This window comes from Pedobacter anseongensis (assembly GCF_037482965.1).
In the GTDB taxonomy this organism is placed as follows: Bacteria; Bacteroidota; Bacteroidia; order Sphingobacteriales; family Sphingobacteriaceae; genus Pedobacter; species Pedobacter anseongensis.
Map to the genome: position 1 here is coordinate 314172 of NZ_JBBHKB010000001.1, position 20719 is coordinate 334890.

A 20719-nucleotide genomic window follows, 5' to 3' on the forward strand; every position below is an offset into this window, starting at 1 on the left:
ATCTCGATGATTTGTTAATTAGATGGTTAGTTTTTTAGTCGAAGATCGCTTCGCACCGGAAAATGATCGGATAGCTTCGCTTCAATAATCTTATAGTTAATTACGTCGATATTTTTGGTCGTTGCAATATAATCTATCTGAAAGTTTGGAAATTTTCCATTATAAGTTTTACCAAATCCTTGGCCTTTCATAATGAATGCATTATTTAATGAATCTGTCATTTTTGTTACCACATAGGATGCAGGAGTATCATTAAAATCGCCCGCAACAATAAAAGGCGTTTCGCAACTGGCCATATGTGCTTTCATGACATCAACTTGTTCGCTACGTTTCTTAAATGCACCCTTTATCATTCTAGCAATTCTTTTTGAGGAACCCATTTTGGCGTCCATATCTTTAACCTGATCGATATAGCTATAATCTTCACTTCCGAAAGAAATCGATTGTAAATGCACGTTATACACCCTAATTACTTTGTTCCTAATCTGTAAATCAACAAAAACACTCATATTTCCAGTTACGCCCTTAAAATCTATTCGTCCTGAATCCCTTATTGGAAATCGAGAAAAAATAGCCATTCCGATAGATTCTCTTTCACTTTTCATAGTAGGTATGAAATAATAATACTTCACATTGAGTAAGCGCTTTAAGCTGTCAACAATGTCGTAAGGTCCTTTTTTTCGAGTATAAAATTCTTGAAAACACACGATATCTGGTGCTTGTTCGGCTACTACATTTAGCATCTTCTCTTTCATTGAGAGCGACAACTCTTCACCATATGGGGTAAAATTGTGGACGTTATATGTCATTACTCGAACCAGAGACTCATCTTCCTTTCGTAGTTCACCCTGATTGCCGAAGAAACCGAAAGTAGCGATTAAGGTGTGCCCACCATAAGCAATTACAACCACAGTTACCGCTACAATTGCCCATTTTGTTCGTATTATCCAATAAACTAACGATAAAATATTACCTAAAAGAAAAAATGGATAAGCAAGGCCAAAAAAAGCAAAAACCATATGCTGCCTCGGATCGCTAACCCCTGCTCTTATTCCCATAAACATTCCGACTGCCATTACCAAAGCAATTAAGAACATTAATTTATCAAAAATGGTTATCCTTTTCGTCTTCATTAATTCTTACTTGCCTTAAACAAAGTCTCCTTTTCTTCTTTGCTTAGTTGATCATAGCCCGATTTAGAAATTTTATCTAAAATGGCATCAATATCTTTTTGATTTACAAAGATCTCGCTTTTTTCTGGCGCTTTATTTCGTACTACTTTTAGTTTGGGTTTCCGTTTAAAGATCGTACTCCAATCTTTTCCATTTTGCAGCAATTTTATAAAAATAAATCCAAATAAAGCTCCTCCAAGATGAGCAATACTTCCACCAGCATTATCACCTGCTGTTCCCAAAATATCGAGAAAAACATAAGCTAAAGCGAGATATTTTAATTTAACCTCTCCAATTAATAATAGTCTGAAACTATAATCGGGAACCAAGGTGGTAGTTGCTCCTAAAATTGCCATTACACTTGCCGAAGAACCAATTAAGGTAGCTTTTTGGGCAGAAAATGCTGGAACAAAATTAAAAAGTAACATAAAAAACAATGCTCCAAAAATGCCTCCACCAATATAAACGAAATGAAACTGACGGGGTTTTAAGAAATCTAAAAATATCTGCCCAATCCAGTATAGCCATAACATATTGAATAAAATATGGAAAAGGCCATCATGAAAAAATTGATAAGTTAAGAGAGTATAAAAACGAGTTGGTAGACTATCTAAATCTGCAGGAAATGCAAAGTAAGTTTGAATTTGAAAATCGGCCCAACCCCTATTTCCAGCAAATACGGCAAAAACGCCAAGCAAAGATGCCAAAATAAATATAAGTACGTTAATACCTATATATAACATGGCTGGACTCCCAGACTTAAAAAACTTTAGATGCAAATCGTGCAACAATCCTCTATTCATAATAATCGAAATATGTTGTTTTATTTCGCCAATACTTAACCAAAATATAGCCTACTAATGCCCCACCCAAATGAGCGAAATGGGCAATCGAATCGCCTTCTACCCTACTTACGCCAGAGATTAACTCTATAACGATGTAGCCAGTAATAAAATATTTAGCTTTTACGGGTACAGGTAGAAACATAATATACAGTTCCATGTTTGGGTATAGTACGGCAAAGGCTGTCATAATACCAAAAATAGCTCCCGAAGCACCAACCATTGTGCTGAAGTAGACAGAAGCTATTTTACCAGAATCAACTGCTGAAAAGAGTTGTGGGTTATACCTTTCTTGAGCAAACAAATCTAGGGGCAAATTTCCTTGATTTATAACATGACCTGTTAATTGATAAAGCTCGAATGCCTGCACCCCCCATTGTAATGCTAATGCACCTAAACCTGTAAGTAAATAAAAATTGATGAATCGCTTAGCTCCCCAATGATTTTCGAGAATGGGCCCAAACATAAAGAGACTGAACATATTAAAAAAAATATGACCTATGCTTCCATGCATAAACATGTAGGTAATGGGTTGCCATATCCCAAATTTCGGTGAGTCAAAATAATGTGCTCCTAAAATGCTTCCTAAATCTATACCTTGATTTTGAAAGAATAGTGTAGCCAAATAGAATATAACATTAATTATTAGCAGATTCTTTACAACTGGCGTAAGGTTATTCATATTTTGTTGTTTGATTTTCTCGTTTATTAGTTGGTTAGTTTTACAAAATTAGACTCAAGACTAATGACTCCCGTCTCCAGACTGTTAGCTAAATCGCTGTGCAATTTCATTCAAAGTAATCGTTTGTATTACAGGTTTTCCATTAATGCTAAAGTTAGGGGTTTTGCAGGCAAAAAGTTCTTCAATTAGTGTATTCATTTCTTGTTGCCCCAAAGAGGTACCCGCTTTAATCGCACTATTCCTTGCCATACTTCTTGCTAATGAATCTCTTTTATCTAATTTCAGCTCTTGTTGTGAGTTCTTATATCCTTCAATTAAATGTTCAAATAGTTGAGTTTCATTAATATTTGCACTCCCCAAATCTACCGGAATGCCTTCGATTACTAACGTATTTTTACCAAATTCACGTACTTCGAAGCCTAAGCTTTTAATATCATCGAGTAAATTTTTTGCCAATTCGTAGTCGTTCGGACTCAATGTTACCGTTTGAGGGAATAAACTTTGTTGAGAAGCCCCTTTCCGGTCTTCTAAATGAAGTAAAAATCGTTCATACAAAATCCGCTCGTGCGCCGCTTGCTGATCAATTACCATTACACCAGATTTAATCTGTGAAACAATGTAACGGTTGTGCACCTGCATAAATTGTTTCTGTGAAGGTTCAAATTGATTTTCTTGATAAGTTTCGTGCAAGGAAACCTGCTGAGCAGGTTTAGTTTGCGTAACTTCATATAATGAACCCCAATTTTGCGTACTGGTTCCTGCATTTCCGTGATTTCTTAAATAAGCAGGTTCTTTCGGAGACGATTTGCTTTGTCCGAATGGATTAAACTCTGGGTTAAATGTTATACTTGGCGGTACAATATCTTCATGGGCAAGTGGACTTATCATCTGGTTAAATCCTGTTTCTTGATTAAAATCGATAGTTGGGGTAATGTTAAAGCGTCCTAAAGATCTTTTCACTGCCGAATGAATAATGGCATAAATCGATTTTTCGTCCAAATACTTAATCTCTGTCTTCGTTGGATGCACATTTACATCAATCTTTGCTGGATCGATATCGATAAATAATACGTACAAAGGAAAATTATCATCAGGTAAAAGTTCTTGGTACGCTTTATTAACTGCATGATTTAAATAGGCATCCTTGATAAAACGATCGTTCACAAAGAAGAATTGCTCACCTCTTGTTTTTTTTGCAAATTCTGGCTTACCAATATACCCCTTAAGGTTAATAATAGTGGTTTCTTCTTCAACCGGAATTAATCTTTGATTATAATTATTTCCGAATAAATGAACAATTCGCTGTTTTAGTGCCGATGCGGGCAAACGGTAAATTTCCACGCCATCGTGATGTAAACTAAAAGCGATATTAGGTTTCGCAAGCGCTACACGCTGAAATTCATCAATAATATGACGCATTTCTGCAGGATTACTCTTTAAAAAATTACGTCTAGCAGGGGTATTATAAAAAAGATTTTTAATCGAAATGCTACTCCCATTTGGAGTGCCAACCGGTTCCTGTTTAATAAAATTAGCACCTTCTATCTGGATTAGGGTGCCGACCTCATCTTCATGTCGCTTCGTTTTTAACTCTACTTGGGCAATAGCAGCAATCGAAGCCATGGCTTCGCCTCTAAAACCCATGGTACGAATGGCAAATAGATCTTCCGCCTTGCGCACTTTAGAAGTAGCGTGACGCTCAAAGCACATCCGAGCATCGGTTATAGTCATACCACAACCATTATCGATCACTTGAATTAATGCCTTTCCAGCATCTTTTATAATCAATTGAATCTTATCTGCACCAGCATCAATTGCATTTTCGAGCAATTCTTTTACCGCCGATGCAGGTCGCTGCACCACCTCTCCAGCTGCAATTTGATTGGCAACACTATCGGGTAAAAGTTGTATAATATCAGACATTTATTCTTATCGTAAGGTCGCTAATTTAGCGAAAATTAGCCTTATCGTTAAGCCTGTTTTTACATTATTGATACTAAATGACTTAACTAGGATTTTTTTAGTGCTTTTCAAACATTCCGACTATATTTTATATATTTAAAAAATGAAACAATTCTCCTTCTTCATCCTATTTCTTCTGCTCTTAATGGGTTGCAGCAAGAAAAAAGTAGATTTAATTATCTATAATGGAAAAATTTATACCGTTAACGAGAAGTTTGACTTGGCCGAGGCAATGGCTATTCAGGATGGAAAAATTGTTGGCGTTGGCACTAACAGCGATATTCGCTCAGAATTTAAGGCGAACGAGGAAGTAGACGTACACGGAAAGGCTGTATATCCTGGTTTTATAGATGCTCATGCACACTTTTTTGGCTACGGACAAAGCTTGCAAGCTGCCGATTTAAAGGAAACTACTAGTTGGGATGAGGTAGTATTGCACTTAACCGAATTTGCCAAAACGCATCCCGATGGATGGTTAATTGGCAGGGGCTGGGACCAGAACGATTGGGCAGATAAACGATTCCCAACGAAAGAAAAATTAGACCAATTATTTCCTGATCGACCGGTTTTTTTGGAACGAATAGACGGTCACGCTGCTCTGGTTAACCAAAAAGCACTAGATGAAGCAGCCATAAGTAAATCTTTTGCCTTAACCGGGGGCGATATTGTAGAAAAAAATGGAAAATTAACTGGTTTATTAATTGATAATGCGGTTGGGTTAGTTCAAAATAAAATTCCATCACCAAATGAAAAACAAGCGGAAAAAATATTTCTTGATGCTGAAAAAAATTGCTTCGCTGTGGGCTTAACAACCATAGACGATTGCGGTTTAGATTTCGAGGCGGTAGATTTTATCGAGAAATTGCAAGCCCAGAAAACGCTAAAAATGCGATTATATGTGATGTTATCTGATACCGAGAAAAATTTCGATTATTTATTTAAACGGGGTGCTATTAAAACCGATCGACTAAATGTTCGCGCCTTTAAAGTTTATGCAGATGGTGCTTTAGGCTCCAGAGGAGCTTGCTTGTTGCATCCTTATAGCGATATGCCTCAAAAAAGCGGATTTTTATTAAGCGAAGTAAAGCATTTCGAAGAAGTGGCAAAAAAAATAAACGACCATAATTTTCAGATGTGTACCCACGCCATTGGCGATTCTGCAAATCGTACCATTCTAAAAATTTATAATCAGGTTTTAGGTGCAAAAAATGATAAAAGATGGAGAATTGAGCATGCTCAAGTGGTGGCACCAGCCGATTTTAAACTGTTTGGAAAATCAAGTATAATACCTTCGGTGCAACCTACCCATGCCACTTCAGATATGTATTGGGCAGAAGATCGTTTAGGCCCTCAAAGGGTAAAAGGTGCCTATGCCTATAAACAGTTGATGAATGAAAATGGATGGATTCCATTAGGCACCGATTTTCCGGTAGAACAAATTAACCCCATGTTTACATTTTTTGCTGCAACGGCTCGAAAAGATGCGAAAGATTATCCAGCTGGAGGATATCAAATGGAAAATGCATTAACTGCCGAGCAAGCCTTAAGAGGGATGACGATTTGGGCAGCCAAAGCCAACTTTGAAGAAAAGGAAAAAGGGAGTATTGAAATCGGTAAATTTGCCGATTTTATTGTGCTCGAAAATGATATCATGAAAGCCACTTCGGCACAGATTTTGAATAATAAAGTATTAAAAACATACGTAAACGGAGAAAAAGTATATGAACATAAATAAACTGAGTACAATAATTGCCGCATTCCTAATTTTAGTATTCACATTAAGTGCTTGCGCTCAGGATCATAAACAAAATGAAAATAGATTAAAAACGATTAATGCCATTTCGAAAAGCGCTGTGTTGCTTAATAATCAAAAAAAGCTAATCCCTATTACAGGCCTGGCCGATAAGCGGTTTGCTTCGGTTAACTTAGGGTTTAATTATCAATTAGAATTTGATAGTTTATTGAATAAATATGCCGATGTAAAAGCGATAGATGCCGGTGTATATAAAGACTCCACTACCTTAAATGATCTAGAAGACGACTTAAAATATTTTACTACTGTTGTGATCGCACTTACCGACGAGATGACAACCAGCGGAAAATATTTACATTTCATTACCAATATGGCCAAAAGCAAAGAGGTAGTGGTAGCCCTATTTGGTGAGGGCAAAAGCTTAGCTGTTTTTGATCAATTGAACATACCAATTGTCTGGACTTCACAGATTAATACCGAATCGGCAATGGTTATTCCGCAACTAATTTTCGGGGGGATAGCGGCTCAAAAAACCTTAAGCAAATCCTATTCTTCAACATACAAAGTGGGCGCAGGTTACAGAACAAACGTTATTCGTTTAAAGTATTCAGTTCCTGAAGATGCTGGTGTAAATACCGAAGAACTGAAAGAAATTGATAACATCGTGAATGAAGGTATAGCAGGTAAAGCCGCACCAGGGATGGTGGTTTTGGTAGCCAAAGATGGTAAAGTAATTTACAATAAAGCTTTTGGATACCATACCTACGATAATTTAAGACCGGATAAAGTAACCGACATTTTCGATATGGCTTCAGTTACTAAAGTTACAGCAACCACACCCAGTGTGATGCGCTTAGTAGAACAAAACAAACTAAAACTCGATACGAATATTGGTTTTTACATTGCCAAAGCAAGAAATACACCAATGAATGCCATAAATGTGCGTGAGGTAATGTTGCATCAGGCAGGATTTATTCCGTACATCCCTTTCCACAACTACATTAAAGAAGGGGACTATAGCCGAGATTCAAGCGCTGCTTTTCCAACTAAAGTTGCAGATAATTATTATGTTAAAAAAGGGTTCTTTAACGACTTCATGTGGCCTAAAATGCTAAACTCGCCGATAAAAACGCGTGGAAGTTACGTTTATAGCGACATAAGCATGTATGTAATGCAAGATATTGTCGAACATATTGCCAAAAAGCCTGAAGACCAGTATGTATTGGACAATTTTTATACCCCACTAGGAATGCATACCGCTGGCTATTTACCGCGAAACCGTTTTGATAAAGATAGAATTGTACCTACTGAGGATGATAAAGTATTTAGAAAGACATTATTAGAGGGCTATGTTCATGACCAGGGAGCAGCCTTAAAAGGTGGTGTTGCGGGCCATGCAGGTTTATTCGCAAGTTCGAACGATTTGGCAATCTATTATCAGCTGATGTTAAATAAAGGCACCTATGGTGGCGAGCAGTATTTTAAACCCGAAACGGTAGAAATGTTTACTAGCAAACAATCTAATGTGAGCCGAAGAGGTTTAGGTTTTGATCGCTGGGATCCAGACTTGACGAAAAAATATCCTTCTTCTTTAGCGTCACCACAAACCTTTGGACACACTGGGTATACGGGTATTGGTGTTTGGGTAGATCCGTCGAGAAACTTGATTTATATCTTCTTATCTAATCGTGTTAACCCAACGGTTAGCGAGCAATTAGGAAGATTGAATATCCGTCCAAGGATACAGGATGCGATTATTAAGGCGGTGGATAAAGGATTGGAGTAATTTAATTTAGTCCGCACTTAACAAACCTTTGATCAATTTCCTTAATTCGGGGCTACTTGGCGATGGGTATGTCTCACCTATGTGATAAACAGAGTTTGATAAACAGCAGTTGTAATCAGCCGACGGATTCGTTAATCCACAGTTGGGATTAAACTCTGTACCTCCCAATACTTTTTTCATCTCAGCTCTGCTGAGTAAATTTACTTTTTTCATGTTTTAAATTTTAATTTTATTTTGATTATTTATTATCAACTAAGTTAAAGTAGGTTAACTGGCGTAAAGAATTATTCAGGAATGAATATATCTGAAATGGGAATGAATTTATTAGTATTAGGAATAATTTTATTCCTACGCCTTTCTAAAAAAGTAATTAACTTGTATTTATGCCACTCAAAAGAAATAAATTATCAAAAACAGAAATGAAATGAAATCAGAAAGTACAGAGACGAAAAATGCTTAACACAGAGTTATATGGCTAACGAACTGGGTATTGGCCAAAGCGCTTATCAAAAAATAGAAGCCGGAGAAAGTAAGGTTTCTATTGAAAGGCTAAAGCAAATTGCCGATATACTAGGCAAACCATTAGAAGTATTTCTAAACAAGGAGCAAGATAATAGAAGCCTTGCCGAAAAAGAATAGCCAATTACCTTTACAGAAAATGAATTGCTCCAAAAAATCATTCTTCAACAAGAAAAACGAATTGAGGAGCTTGAAGAAAAAAGGTAAAAAGAAAGAACAGCAAAATAGAAGAACTTAAATTAATGCTAGCCCCAAAAGGAAATAAATAAGAATTAACCTACCTTTGCAAAAACCATAATCATGCAAGAAGAATTAATTGTAAAAGACAGTAACGGTAACCAATTAAAAGATGGCGATTCGGTAATCCTCATCAAAAGCTTACCTGTTAAGGGCACATCTATCACCTTAAAAAAAGGAATGGTGATTAAGAACATCAAGCTTACTGATGATCCTAGAGAGGTTGACTGCAAGGCAGATAAAATGCGGGTGGTATTAAAAACTGAATTCTTGAAAAAAGGATAATTTTACGAAGTCTTAAAGACTTCGTAAAATTTCTTGTCTGACAAGCTATTTTTTCAACCCTATCTCTCTCAACCTTTCATCTAAATACTCTCCAGCCGTCATATCGCTGTATGCTTTCGGATGTTCGGCATCAATAGTTGAAGGCAAACTTGTTAAATCCATATCGCTTCGAGGATGCAAAAAGAAAGGAACCGAGAAACGTGAAGTTTTCATCAATTCACGAGGTGGATTAACCACACGATGAGTAGTTGATTTGAGTTTGTTATTGGTTAAACGTTGAAGCATATCGCCAACATTTACCACAATATCGGTATGATGCGCTTTTATTGGCAACCACTCGTTACTACGGGTTAAAACTTCCAATCCATCGGCACTTGCACCAATTAATAAGGTAATCAAGTTTATATCCTCATGTGCACCAGCCCGTACAGCATCATCAGGTAACGAATCAGGATCGTCTATCGGAAAATAGTGTATCCCCCTTAAAATCGAATTTCCATTATGTACGTGTTGATCAAAATAATTGATAGGTAACTCTAAATAGGTAGCAATGGCACGCAACAAATGCTTACCATTTTCTTCCAGTTTTTGATAAATCTCTCTTGTAACTGCGTTAAACCCATCTATTTCTTCGAGCACTTCATTATCGGGATATTCATTTTTAATCGGATCTCCATCGCTTACTTCTTGCCCAATCTGCCAGAATTCTTTTAAATCGGCCGTTTTTGCACCTTTAGCCGTTTCTTTTCCTGCACTGGTATAGCCCCTTTGACCGGCCAACTCTGGTTTTTCGTACTTACGCTTTACCTCTACAGGCAAACTAAACACCGCTTTGATGTTGGCATACAACTTATCAATTAATTCTTGACTAACCCCGTGATTGGTAATGGTTACAAAACCCGAATCGTTAAAAGCTCTTCCAAGTTCGTCTGAAAATTTTTTGCGTTGTTCTTCATTTCCATGAATATAAGTACCCAGATCGAGGCACGGAATATAAGGTGTAGACATAGTATTTGATTTTTGTTTAATGTATAAATTTAGAAATTAATGTTTATAAAGTGTAAATAATAGTTAGCATTTTAGGTAATACAAACTATAAGCTGTTGTTTTACGTATACTTATAAAATATAAATTTTACTAACATGCGCTATATCACCGTCTTAATTTTAATCCTTTTCACATTACAGAGTTCAAATGCTCAACAAAAAAAACTACAAAAAGCCACTTTCGGAATGGGCTGTTTTTGGTGTACAGAAGCTATATTTCAGCGTTTAAATGGAGTAAGCAATGTTAAATCTGGTTACGAAGGAGGCAATGTACCCAACCCCACCTATGAGGAAGTTTGTACGGGCACCACCAACCATGTCGAAGTTACCCAAATGGAATATGATCCAGCAAAAATTAGCTACGACGAATTGTTGGAGGTTTTCTGGAAAAGTCACGATCCAACTACCTTAAACAGACAAGGTGCCGATGAGGGTACGCAATACCGATCGGTAATATTTTATCATACTGCAGAGCAAAAAGAAACAGCCGAAAAATATAAGGCTGCTCTTAATAAAGATAATGCTTTCGGGAAACCGGTAGTAACCGCAATTGAAAAGGCCGCACCCTTTTATGTAGCCGAGAATTACCATCAAGATTACTTCTTCAAAAACGGCGAAGCGCCTTATTGCAGGTTGGTGATTTTACCAAAAATGGAGAAATTAGAGAAATTATTTAAGGCGAAGTTAAAAAATTAATTTTACACCTCGCAGGTTGCGAACCTGCGAGGTGTAAAAATGTACTATCCTTCAACCACTACCCCCATACTGCAGAATTTATCAATTCGTGCACCAATAAGTTTATCGGTATTGGTTTTTGATAACTCCTTAAGATCTTTTAAAATTTGCCTTTTTAAGGTTTGCGCCATCAATTCTGGATTTTGATGCGCACCGCCTAGTGGTTCCTTTACCACGCCATCGATGAGTTTGTTCTTAAACATATCGTCTGATGTTAATTTTAAGCATTCGGCCGCCTTTTCTTTAAAATCCCAACTTCTCCATAAAATTGATGAGCAAGATTCTGGCGAAATTACCGAATACCAAGTATGCTCTAGCATATATACTTTATCGCCAATTCCAATGCCTAAGGCTCCGCCTGATGCGCCCTCGCCTACCACAAAACAAAGAATTGGCACTTTTAGCACCGACATTTCTAGCAAATTACGCGCAATGGCTTCGCCTTGTCCGCGTTCTTCTGCCTCCAAGCCTGGGTAAGCTCCCATGGTATCGATAAATGAAATTACAGGTTTATTAAATTTCTCGGCTAAGCGCATTAAACGTAGCGCTTTACGATAGCCTTCGGGATTAGCCATACCAAAATTCCGGTACTGACGTTCTTTGGTATTTTTTCCTTTTTGGTGACCAATAATCATCACGGTTTGACCATCAATGGTAGCAAAACCACCCACAATGGCTTTATCGTCTTTTACTGTTCTGTCGCCATGCATTTCAATAAAATCATCGCATATAAGGCCAATATAATCTAAAGTTTGCGGCCGTTCGGCATGGCGAGACATTTGCACTTTTTGCCATCCGGTTAGGTTATGGTAAAGATTTTTGCTTGTTTTAGCTACTTTTTCATCAAGTTCTGCTAAGGTAGCCGACATGTCTACTTTAGTTTTATCAGCCACTTGCTTTACCTTTTCAATTTGCTGCATTAAATCAGCTAAAGGTTTTTCGAAATCGAATGATGTTTTGATCTGTTCCATATGCGGGCAACAAAAATACGGAATTAATTTAATTGATTCCAACCTTTGTTAGATATGCTCAACTTTTCGTCATCCGATGAGAATTAGCATGGCGCAAAAACTCATCGGATGATGATTCAACTTATTTTATCGGCATCATTAAACTGGTATTACTGCCAGCCTGTGTAGTTGGCAATTTACCGTCCCATTTTTTAATCCACTCTTGCTGTATCAGCATTGGGGTTAGCGATGCTTGTCTTAACCGATTCGCCTCGGCCTCAGATTTCGCCCTTACCAATAGCGCTTGCGCCTCTCCAGTTGCGGTTGCCACCTTAACTTTTGCCTCTGCATCGGCTTGTTTGGCTTGATTTTCTGCTTTCAATCTTGCTTGTATCGATGCGTTTTTCTCATCAATCATCTGCCTTAAACTTTCTGGCGGGGTAATTGCCGAAGTTAACTGATCGTAAACAAAACCATCTTTACTCAGGTTTTTGGTTAAGATAATTTGAATGCGATCTTCAAATTTCTCGCGATTAGACATTACCGAATCGGAACTAAATGAGTTGGCTACAATACGGTAGGCATCGTAAATGGTATTGCGCATAAACTGCTGTTCAATTTCAGTCAACGATTTTCGGTATTGTCTATAAATTTGCGGCACCATTGCTGGATTTACGTGATAGTTTAATTTCGGATCTACTTTAAATTCGGCCGCATCTTTGGTGGTTACCACAAAAGGATCGTAATCTACCGATTGGGTAAAGGTTGGGAACTCAATAATTTTGGTCGTCCAAGTATTATACCAAACCCTTCCCGTAACAATAGTAATGTTATCAACCCCACGATCCGAGCCGTATAAATTAATTTTTATACCCACATTACCTGCGTCAATATTCTCGTAAGTAAAGGGTTGCACAACAAAAAGCACTAGAACACCAGCAAGGATTGCCACATACTTAATAATTTTCTTCGTCATAGAGGTTTTATAGTCTTGTTCCATTTTAAAGTTTTTTAAATAAAGAAGTAATCGGCCTAAATACAATGGCTAGTCCGAGTAAAATTTCGAAAACACCAAGCACTACTAAAGTATTAGACGGCTCGCTTACATTATCTGCACCTAGCGTGATGAGTATAATCGCTGCGATTACCCGAATTAGGATGATGATTTGTTTCATAGTTACAGTTTTTTGGTCGATGGTTAATGGCTAATGATTAGAATAATGATTTGTTTTATTGTTACACTATTTTTAACCAATACTCATGAACTACAGACTATCAGCTGTGGACTAAAACTTTGCTGGCTCCCCTTTCTTAGGTAAGGTTTTCTCAATAAAATCACGAATGTGATCGTTTCCTAATACCAAATCTGGTTTGCGCAAATACATCATGTGTCCGCTTTCGTAACCTTCCCAACTCATTCTGTCTTTTAATTTGCCACTTGGATCCATTTGCCACATGTTATACTTTGCATTAAAATAGTCACAAGCGCCATCATAATAACCCGACTGCACCAATACATGCAGGAAAGGATTTTGCGCCATAGCAGCACGTAAATTCTCGCCTGTACGGTCGCCAGAGTTATCCCATGGGTTTACTGGGCCGAACATATTGTATTTCAAATCTGTTTTGTAATTGAGTTCATTACGGATATACATGTTAATTGCGGGTGTAAATGAATGCAACCACGACGTTAATTCGGCGTTATAATCAGGGCCGTTACCTGCGTCGGCCTTATCAATTCCTTTATAACGAGAATCCAGTCTTCCAACGGTAAATCCTTTATCGCGAAGCAATTCTTTCCAAAACAAATTAGTTGATACATCGAGATTATTTTGAAGAATAACTTTTTCAGAAATACCCGAATAACGAGCCATTTTAGCTGCAATTTTCTGCTTTTCGGCAGCAGGTAAAAATCCACCTTTGGTAATGGCCGGGATAAGTTCGTTAACGGTAAAATTTTCTACTTCTGGCAACATATCTGCCAATTTTTTGCCCTGTAAATCAGCCGGTTGCATTTTATGATACCATGCAGTTGCGGCGAAATACGGTAAACGCAACGCAGCATCCAACACTGTACCTCTCTCTATACCCAGTTCTGTTGGTGACACTAAAATAACACCATTTAAATACATCCATTGGTTACTTTGCAATTCTAGCGCTAAGCCCGATACACGTGTAGTGCCATAGCTTTCTCCTATTAAATATTTTGGTGAAGCCCAACGGTTGTTGCGCGTTACAAACGTATTTAACCATTCCGCCAAATAGCGAATATCGGCTCTCACCCCAAAAAATTTGCTGGTTGGCACATCTTTACTGGTTGCACGAGAATAGCCTGTATTTACAGGGTCTATATAAACAATATCGGCAACATCTAAAATTGAAGCACTGTTATCTTTATATCCATAAGGCTGTATCGGGTAACCCTCATCATCAATATTTAATACAACAGGCCCCGTATAAGCAATGTGCATCCAAACCGATGCAGAGCCTGGTCCGCCATTAAATGAAATTACCAACGGCCTCGTTTCTTTATTCGACACATCGGTACGTTCATAATAGGTATAAAATAAACCTGCAATCGGTTTTCCTTCCTCGTCCCACACGGGCAAAGTACCTGTTGTGGCTTTGTATTGAACCTGTTTGCCTTTAATGGTAACGGTATGATTGGTAATTACAGCACTTTCAGGAACGATCGTTCGTGATGCAGTTGAAGGTGTTTTTGCTGCTGGTTCTTCTCTAACAGCGGTACCATTTGGTGCAGTTGCGGGGCGTTGACCACCATTTTGGCCTTGTGTTCGTTGTTGAGCTTGTGTTAGACCTATAAAGCTTAATGCAATAAGTGTTAAATAGATTTTCTTCATGAGTTTGTTTTTGGTTATACAAATATAAACTTAGATAAATTCCTTTTTATGTGCAATATAATTGCGTTGCATATAAAAAGAATTTATCGATCTCTCCTCAACCGCTGAAGATATCGTTTTATAGAGGAAATATCAAAAGTTGAAAAGCGTAATACGAATAAATATGTTACCCCCTGTGGACCGTTTTACTATTGAACTTCCAACACCACAACCCGATCTTCATCATTACTTGAACCCACTGTAAGCGTTAGCTCTCCATTCATCAACTTTGTTGGCACTGCAGAATTATCCTTCAATAAATAAGCCTTTTTTATTTTCTTATTTGGAAACTGTGGCAATACAATGGTATTTGTTTTTGCATTTAGCAAATGGACATACATTTTATCTCCCTTTTTGGTAATGCTTCCCCAAGTTTGAGGTTTTAAATACCCCGCTTCGGTTTCATAAATGCTTTCACCATAGATTTTAAGCCACTCGCCCATCGCCCTTAACCGCTCTTCGAACTCAGGTTGTACTTTTCCGTTTGGCATCGGACCAATGTTAAGCAATAAATTTGTGCCTAATGACGCTGCTTTTACCAAATAATCGATTAGTTGTTTATTCGATTTATAAGTGGTATCTGTTAAGTTAAATCCCCACGAACCGTTAATGGTTTCGCAGGTTTCTAAAGGCAATTTATCAGATGCCTCCTGAAAACTTAAGCCCGATTTATTCTCTCCGGGTAAATCCTTTTCGAACATCTGAAAATCTTCGCCAGCAAAGGGCGTTAAGTGGTGATTGTTGCCGATTAAACATTGCGGCTGTAATTTATGGATCAAACTATAAATTTCTTCGTATTTCCAATCTATCCTAGAGCTTCTATCTTTTTCGCCCTCTGGATTAGTTTGATCCCAATGCCCATCGAACCAAATGCCTGCAATCTCGCCATAATTGGTGAGCAATTCGGTTAGCTGATTTTTCATAAATTTTAAATAACTAGGGTAGTTTCCTTTGCCTTTGCGACCACTCGATTGACCAGTTCTGCCGGTTTCGTGTGGATAATCTTCACGGCGCCAGTCGACCAGCGAATAATATAAAAACAGTTTTATTCCCTGCTTATGGCATTCGTCGGCCATCATTTTTACAATATCCTTTTTATAAGGCGTATTCATGATGTTAAAATCAGAATATTTGGTGTCCCACATGCTAAAACTATCGTGGTGACGGGTAATCAATGTAATATATTTCATGCCCGCATTTTTAGCCATTGCCACGTAAGCTGCCGCATCGAAAGCCGTAGGGTTAAAGAAATCTTTTAACCGGGTATAATTGTAAACCGTAATTTTTCGCTGGTTCATTACCCATTCTCCAGAGCCAGGTATGCTAAATGGGCCCCAGTGAATAAACAATCCGAATCTAGCTTCATTAAACCACTTTCTAGCTGCTAAATTTGAAGCAGATGGGGTATAGGTTTGGGCTATGCCCGATAAAGAAAGGAGTAAAATTAAGCAGACAAATAGTGTTCTTTTAATCATAATTTAGCGTTTAAATTATTTCAATATAGGCAATAAAACATTAATCTTTCCATCGATTTTTTGAGAATAGGTTAAGCCTAACAATTTAGCAATTAATGGATAAATGTGTACATTATCGAAAGCTGCGATTTTTAAGGTATTTTTAAATTGTGGACCCCAGGCATAGAAAATGGCATGCATATCTTCGATAGCTGGATCGAAACCATGCTGACCTCCATCTGGTTTTGTGCCAGTGATGTTAAAAACCTTAGGCAAGTGTGGAACCAAAATCAAATCGCCCACCCTTCTATGTTGGTCTTCCTTCTTATTGTAATGCCAAGCTTTGGGAATATCCTTTAGCAGGTACACATCGTAATCTTCTGCCTCTGCTTTTAAAGCTTTGAAGGCAGGTTTAATATCCTTTTTTTCTTTAGCATACACATGAAGAATTGAATTGCCTGGCGGCACAATGAATTTTTCGGAGTTAATGGCCTTAGGTAAGGGAATCGTATGTTCACGATCAATGGTAGTCATCCCATGATCAGAAACCACTATAAAATTAATTGCTAAGCCTGTGGCCTTGGCTGTTTCGATTAGTTTTCCAATGGCATTATCAACGAGTTGTACTGCTGCTTTGGTTTCTCCGGATTCGGGAGTAAAGTTATGCTCAGCTTTGTCGACCTGTGGAAAATAAAGCGCTATAAAATGAGGCCGCTTTTCTATGGGCAAATGAAGCCAATTGTTCACAATGGCCACGCGATTAGCTATCGGAATAACTTCGTTGTAATTATAATAATAGGTGGGCCTAATGCCGTCCATCGAAATCTCAGAACCTGGCCAATAAAACACCGCACTTAGCATTTTTTGCTGCTCGGCTATCACCCAAAGTGGCTTTCCACCGTACCAAGAGCTATCGACTGCCATTTTTTTATCCGATTTTTGATACAGTAGTCCTCTGTCTTTATCGTAAAAAATATTATCTACAATACCATGATGTGATGGATATAATCCAGTTGCAAGGGTATAATGATTCGGAAAAGTTAATGATGGATAAGAAGGTTTTAAGTAATCGGCCTGCACGCCAGCAGTTCTTAGCATTTTTAAATGCTTGGCGTCGTATTTATCGGCCAAATCCCATCGAAAACCGTCGATAGAAATTAAGATTACATAGGGCTTTTGTTGTTGTTCGAAACTATTTGTTCTATTCGGTGTTATCTTTTGGACGGTATCAATTTGGGCTACAGACGAGAAAGAAATTGCTGATAAAAGTATAATTTGCAAAAATCGGTTCATTGGTTCAATAGTCATTGGTTTATTGGGCCATTCGTCGTTCAGACTTTAGACTTTCGGATTTGAGGACGACAAACTTTATCCACATCCGAAAATAAGCATTTTACGTTTGTTATTTTAATGTTTATGAACACGAAAGCTTAAAAGTTTCATTTTTAACTCATCAAAGGCTCCATTTATCCATTAAAGGCCCTAAAAATTGCGAAATGAAATTAATATGACAATTGTGCAATATAACCCATTATTTAAACTACATTAGCTAAAATATAAAAACCGTCTAAACAACGCTCTACACCAAATATGACAAAGAAAGTCAAGTTTACCAACGTCAATAAATCCACTTTTTATGCTACTGTACGTAAACGAGTTGATGCCCATTTTGAGGATCAAAACTTAAGTGTTCATGCAAACGGGGCGATGTGGTTTAAAGCATTTTTCTTTTTGGCAACCTTTATTACCTTGTATTTATTGATTTTATTGGGCAATTTTAGTCCACCCCTTATGCTTTCGATGGCCATGGTATTAGGAATTTTTGGTGCTTTTGTAGGCTTTAACATTTGTCACGATGCCATTCATAAAGCATTTTCAGACAAGCCTATTATTAATCAATCTTTCAGTTTTTTATTTAGCCTAATCGGTGCCAGTGCTTATGTTTGGAGCATTTGCCACAACATTGTACATCATACCTACACCAATATTTCGGGGCACGATGAGGATATCGACGTAGCTCCAGGTTTAATTCGCTTTTGCGAGAAGGAGCCTGTAAATAAACTTCAGCGTTATCAGCATTTTTATGCTTTCGGATTATACAGTTTAGCTATGCTATCGTGGGTATTTAGAAAGGATTATAAAAAGTTTTTTCAAACTAAAATTGGATGCCAGGTAGCCAATCATCCTAAAATTGAATATTTCAATCTATTTTTCTTCAAATTTTTATACTATTTCTTGTTTATCATTTTACCTTTTATGGTATTGGATATTACCTGGTGGCAATTCTTAATTGGCTTCTTAGCGATGCAATTTGCACAAGGATTGGTACTTGGCTTGGTTTTCCAATTGGCACATGTAGTGGAAGGAACAAGTTTTCCACATCCAAATGAAGATGGAAATATTGAAGAGGCTTGGGCTGCACACCAGATGATGACCACGGCTAATTTTGCGGTAAATAGTAAATTAGCTGGCTTTTTTTGTGGCGGATTAAATAGACAGATTGAACATCACTTGTTTCCAAAAATTTGCCATATCCACTACCCTGCCATTGGCAAGATTGTAAAAGATACAGCGTTAGAGTTCGATCTTCCTTATATCGAAAGCCCTACTTTCCTTAATGCATTGGGTTCACATTACCGTATGTTGAGGAAACTTGGCAAAGAGGCGTATCATACTAAGCAAATTGCCGTAAACGCACCATGTTTGCTATCCGCAAAGATGAATATTGGCAGAACTACATAAATTTAACTTCAATTTTCTATATAGAAAAAGCAATTTAATTTGTTAATTGCATTGATTTTTTGATGCGATGGATAAACAAAAGAGAATTACGGTTGCCGACGATGATCCGGGTATACTAGATGCCGTGGGTATGATGCTCGAAATGGAGGGTTATGAAGTAAATTCGACCTTAAATGGCAACACTATATTTACACAAAACGTAGCGCCAGATATGTACATTTTAGATATTTGGATGTCGGGTTCTGATGGAAGAGAGCTCTGCAAACGGTTAAAAAGCGACGAAAAAACCAAAAATATTCCGGTTATATTAATCTCTGCCAGTAACGATTTAAAACGTTCGGCAGAAACAGCTGGCGCTGATGATTTTTTAGCGAAACCCTTTGAAATCGATGCGCTGTTGGAGAAAGTTAAGAAAGCATTGGCGAATTAAGGTTAGTTTTCACAGCCTTACTTAGCTATCGTAACGGCGAGATTAGCACCGAAAAATCTATACAATCGATTGCATAAAAATACTTGATAGGTGGTTTTAAAGTTCCCGTGATCTCTTAAGGGTAGACGATCTGATGATTAATTTTGGCTTAATACTTACAATTTTCGGCACCACCTCGCTATTCCCTGGCTTAATTTCCTGGAAAAAAAGATTAGCAATTGTTTTACCCATGCTTACGCTATATTGATCAACGGAAGTAATTGAAGGTGTGGTAATTTCAGTAAACGACTCGTTCGAATACCCGCAAATACCCAATTGATCGGGCACCCCTACACCCATCATATTAGCCACTTGTAAAACTCCCAAAGCCGAAAAATCGGATGTAGAAGCAAATATCGCATCCGGTGGATGAGGTAAACTAAGCAATTTCCGTGTGGCAAAAGCACCCAATTCTTCAGTCCACGCATTTTCGATCATTAGTTCAGGCAGCACTTCAAAACCGTGCTTTTGTAGGGCGGTGATATATCCATTTCTTCTTTGCTTAAATATATTTAAGTTCTGAGGCCCTTCTAACAAGGCTATTCGTTTATATCCCTCAGCAATTAAATGGCTAACAGCCTCCATTGATGCCTGCTCATTGTCGTTTAACACTTTAAATGTCTCTAAGTTATCTGCAACCCTATCGAACTGAATAAGTTGAATACCCTGCTCAATTATATTTTTTAAATGGCTATCGTTGTCAAAATCGGCACTTACCGAAATAATGATACAGCTTACATCTTGATTGATTAACGTATTTACACATTCTACCTCTCTAGCATACGATTCGTTGGATTGGCAAATAACTAAATTATAGCCCTTCTGATAAGTCACCTCCTCTAAACCAGCAATAATATTCGAGAAAAAATTCTGATTTATACGTGGCACAATTACCCCGATCGTTTGGCTGGCGCCCTTTCTTAAGTTAGAAGCCAAGCTGTTTTGCTTGTAGTTCATTTCTTTTGCCGTTTTTAAAATCAGATTGCGAGTTGCTTCGCTTACATTACCATTATTACTTAATGCCCGCGATACCGACGAAGCATTTACATTTAGCTTCTTTGCAATATCATAGATTGTTGTCCTTTTCTGATTTTTCACGTTATGGCGTTATTTGGTAAAAGTAAATATTATTAAATAATTTTACGGCAATCGATTGCGAATATTAAAAATATGTTTATTTTCGTC

The 20719-nt window shown here is 37.6% G+C and carries 19 protein-coding genes; 7 read left to right on the forward strand and 12 right to left on the reverse strand.

Features of this window, described 5'->3' with window-relative positions:
* Positions 1–26: 26 nt before the first annotated feature.
* The 4 genes from WG904_RS01530 to mutL form a co-directional block, all read right to left on the reverse strand.
* Complete coding sequence (locus tag WG904_RS01530) at positions 27–1133, reverse strand: endonuclease/exonuclease/phosphatase family protein (RefSeq protein ID WP_339577527.1); 1107 nt, start codon at positions 1131–1133, stop codon at positions 27–29.
* Positions 1133–1975: a rhomboid family intramembrane serine protease gene (locus tag WG904_RS01535; protein WP_339577528.1), complete on the reverse strand. Its 843-nt coding sequence runs from the start codon at positions 1973–1975 to the stop codon at positions 1133–1135. The genes WG904_RS01530 and WG904_RS01535 overlap by 1 nt, the downstream gene beginning before the upstream one ends.
* On the reverse strand, positions 1968–2696 hold the full coding sequence (locus WG904_RS01540) for a rhomboid family intramembrane serine protease (protein ID WP_339577529.1): 729 nt from the start codon (positions 2694–2696) through the stop codon (positions 1968–1970). Before WG904_RS01540 ends, WG904_RS01535 begins: the two co-directional genes overlap by 8 nt.
* 84 nt (positions 2697–2780) lie before the next feature.
* Positions 2781–4619 (reverse strand): DNA mismatch repair endonuclease MutL, encoded by a 1839-nt coding sequence (gene mutL, locus WG904_RS01545; protein WP_339577530.1) that lies wholly within the window; start codon positions 4617–4619, stop codon positions 2781–2783.
* A 142-nt stretch (positions 4620–4761) separates the two neighbouring features.
* On the opposite strand from mutL, the gene WG904_RS01550 reads away from it, so the two are divergent.
* From WG904_RS01550 to WG904_RS01565, 4 genes are all read left to right on the forward strand, one after another.
* Entirely contained in the window at positions 4762–6393 is a 1632-nt protein-coding gene (locus WG904_RS01550) for an amidohydrolase (protein WP_339577531.1), read from the forward strand.
* Entirely contained in the window at positions 6380–8197 is a 1818-nt protein-coding gene (locus WG904_RS01555; RefSeq protein ID WP_339577532.1) for a serine hydrolase domain-containing protein, read from the forward strand. The genes WG904_RS01550 and WG904_RS01555 overlap by 14 nt, the downstream gene beginning before the upstream one ends.
* Positions 8198–8626: 429 nt before the next feature.
* Positions 8627–8836 carry a helix-turn-helix domain-containing protein gene (locus WG904_RS01560; RefSeq protein WP_339578606.1) on the forward strand — a complete coding sequence of 70 codons (210 nt, stop codon included), beginning with the start codon at positions 8627–8629 and terminating at the stop codon, positions 8834–8836.
* 180 nt (positions 8837–9016) lie between these two features.
* A complete protein-coding gene (locus WG904_RS01565) occupies positions 9017–9238 on the forward strand; it encodes a zinc ribbon domain-containing protein YjdM (protein WP_339577533.1) in 222 nt (73 codons plus the stop codon).
* Positions 9239–9283: 45 nt separating this feature from the next.
* On the opposite strand, the gene WG904_RS01570 is transcribed toward WG904_RS01565, so the two are convergent.
* Positions 9284–10246, reverse strand: coding sequence for an isopenicillin N synthase family dioxygenase (locus WG904_RS01570; protein ID WP_339577534.1), 963 nt, complete (start codon positions 10244–10246; stop codon positions 9284–9286).
* A gap of 134 nt (positions 10247–10380) precedes the next feature.
* Here WG904_RS01570 and msrA point away from each other — a divergent pair, with 134 nt between their 5' ends.
* On the forward strand, positions 10381–10980 hold the full coding sequence (gene msrA / locus WG904_RS01575) for a peptide-methionine (S)-S-oxide reductase MsrA (protein WP_339577535.1): 600 nt from the start codon (positions 10381–10383) through the stop codon (positions 10978–10980).
* A 44-nt stretch (positions 10981–11024) separates the two neighbouring features.
* On the opposite strand, the gene WG904_RS01580 is transcribed toward msrA, so the two are convergent.
* From WG904_RS01580 to WG904_RS01605, 6 genes are all read right to left on the reverse strand, one after another.
* Positions 11025–11990, reverse strand: coding sequence for an acetyl-CoA carboxylase carboxyltransferase subunit alpha (locus WG904_RS01580; protein WP_339577536.1), 966 nt, complete (start codon positions 11988–11990; stop codon positions 11025–11027).
* Between the two features lie 121 nt (positions 11991–12111).
* Positions 12112–12969 carry an SPFH domain-containing protein gene (locus WG904_RS01585; RefSeq protein WP_339577537.1) on the reverse strand — a complete coding sequence of 286 codons (858 nt, stop codon included), beginning with the start codon at positions 12967–12969 and terminating at the stop codon, positions 12112–12114.
* 1 nt (position 12970) lies between these two features.
* Positions 12971–13144, reverse strand: coding sequence for a hypothetical protein (locus tag WG904_RS01590; RefSeq protein WP_339577538.1), 174 nt, complete (start codon positions 13142–13144; stop codon positions 12971–12973).
* Between the two features lie 111 nt (positions 13145–13255).
* Positions 13256–14830, reverse strand: coding sequence for a S10 family peptidase (locus WG904_RS01595; protein ID WP_339577539.1), 1575 nt, complete (start codon positions 14828–14830; stop codon positions 13256–13258).
* A gap of 188 nt (positions 14831–15018) precedes the next feature.
* The gene (locus WG904_RS01600; protein WP_339577540.1) at positions 15019–16344 is read right to left on the reverse strand and encodes an alpha-L-fucosidase; all 1326 of its coding nucleotides are present in this window, start codon (positions 16342–16344) and stop codon (positions 15019–15021) included.
* A gap of 15 nt (positions 16345–16359) precedes the next feature.
* Positions 16360–17631, reverse strand: a complete 1272-nt coding sequence (locus tag WG904_RS01605; protein ID WP_339577541.1) for an alkaline phosphatase family protein — start codon at positions 17629–17631, stop codon at positions 16360–16362.
* A gap of 282 nt (positions 17632–17913) precedes the next feature.
* Between WG904_RS01605 and WG904_RS01610 the strand changes: the two genes are divergently transcribed.
* Entirely contained in the window at positions 17914–19065 is a 1152-nt protein-coding gene (locus WG904_RS01610) for a fatty acid desaturase family protein (protein WP_339577542.1), read from the forward strand.
* Positions 19066–19132: 67 nt separating this feature from the next.
* Complete coding sequence (locus WG904_RS01615) at positions 19133–19495, forward strand: response regulator (RefSeq protein WP_339577543.1); 363 nt, start codon at positions 19133–19135, stop codon at positions 19493–19495.
* Between the two features lie 96 nt (positions 19496–19591).
* On the opposite strand, the gene WG904_RS01620 is transcribed toward WG904_RS01615, so the two are convergent.
* Positions 19592–20632: a LacI family DNA-binding transcriptional regulator gene (locus WG904_RS01620; RefSeq protein ID WP_339577544.1), complete on the reverse strand. Its 1041-nt coding sequence runs from the start codon at positions 20630–20632 to the stop codon at positions 19592–19594.
* Positions 20633–20719: the final 87 nt, after the last annotated feature.

Excerpts from the sequence above, each read along its gene's own strand:
- WG904_RS01530 (WP_339577527.1), bottom strand. The coding sequence starts at position 1,133 with ATGAAGACGAAAAGGATAACCATTTTTGATAAATTAATGTTCTTAATT.
- WG904_RS01535 (WP_339577528.1), bottom strand. The coding sequence starts at position 1,975 with ATGAATAGAGGATTGTTGCACGATTTGCATCTAAAGTTTTTTAAGTCT.
- WG904_RS01540 (WP_339577529.1), bottom strand. The coding sequence starts at position 2,696 with ATGAATAACCTTACGCCAGTTGTAAAGAATCTGCTAATAATTAATGTT.
- mutL (WP_339577530.1), bottom strand. The coding sequence starts at position 4,619 with ATGTCTGATATTATACAACTTTTACCCGATAGTGTTGCCAATCAAATT.
- WG904_RS01550 (WP_339577531.1), top strand. The coding sequence starts at position 4,762 with ATGAAACAATTCTCCTTCTTCATCCTATTTCTTCTGCTCTTAATGGGT.
- WG904_RS01555 (WP_339577532.1), top strand. The coding sequence starts at position 6,380 with ATGAACATAAATAAACTGAGTACAATAATTGCCGCATTCCTAATTTTA.
- WG904_RS01565 (WP_339577533.1), top strand. The coding sequence starts at position 9,017 with ATGCAAGAAGAATTAATTGTAAAAGACAGTAACGGTAACCAATTAAAA.
- WG904_RS01570 (WP_339577534.1), bottom strand. The coding sequence starts at position 10,246 with ATGTCTACACCTTATATTCCGTGCCTCGATCTGGGTACTTATATTCAT.
- msrA (WP_339577535.1), top strand. The coding sequence starts at position 10,381 with ATGCGCTATATCACCGTCTTAATTTTAATCCTTTTCACATTACAGAGT.
- WG904_RS01580 (WP_339577536.1), bottom strand. The coding sequence starts at position 11,990 with ATGGAACAGATCAAAACATCATTCGATTTCGAAAAACCTTTAGCTGAT.
- WG904_RS01585 (WP_339577537.1), bottom strand. The coding sequence starts at position 12,969 with ATGGAACAAGACTATAAAACCTCTATGACGAAGAAAATTATTAAGTAT.
- WG904_RS01590 (WP_339577538.1), bottom strand. The coding sequence starts at position 13,144 with ATGAAACAAATCATCATCCTAATTCGGGTAATCGCAGCGATTATACTC.
- WG904_RS01595 (WP_339577539.1), bottom strand. The coding sequence starts at position 14,830 with ATGAAGAAAATCTATTTAACACTTATTGCATTAAGCTTTATAGGTCTA.
- WG904_RS01600 (WP_339577540.1), bottom strand. The coding sequence starts at position 16,344 with ATGATTAAAAGAACACTATTTGTCTGCTTAATTTTACTCCTTTCTTTA.
- WG904_RS01605 (WP_339577541.1), bottom strand. The coding sequence starts at position 17,631 with ATGACTATTGAACCAATGAACCGATTTTTGCAAATTATACTTTTATCA.
- WG904_RS01610 (WP_339577542.1), top strand. The coding sequence starts at position 17,914 with ATGACAAAGAAAGTCAAGTTTACCAACGTCAATAAATCCACTTTTTAT.
- WG904_RS01615 (WP_339577543.1), top strand. The coding sequence starts at position 19,133 with ATGGATAAACAAAAGAGAATTACGGTTGCCGACGATGATCCGGGTATA.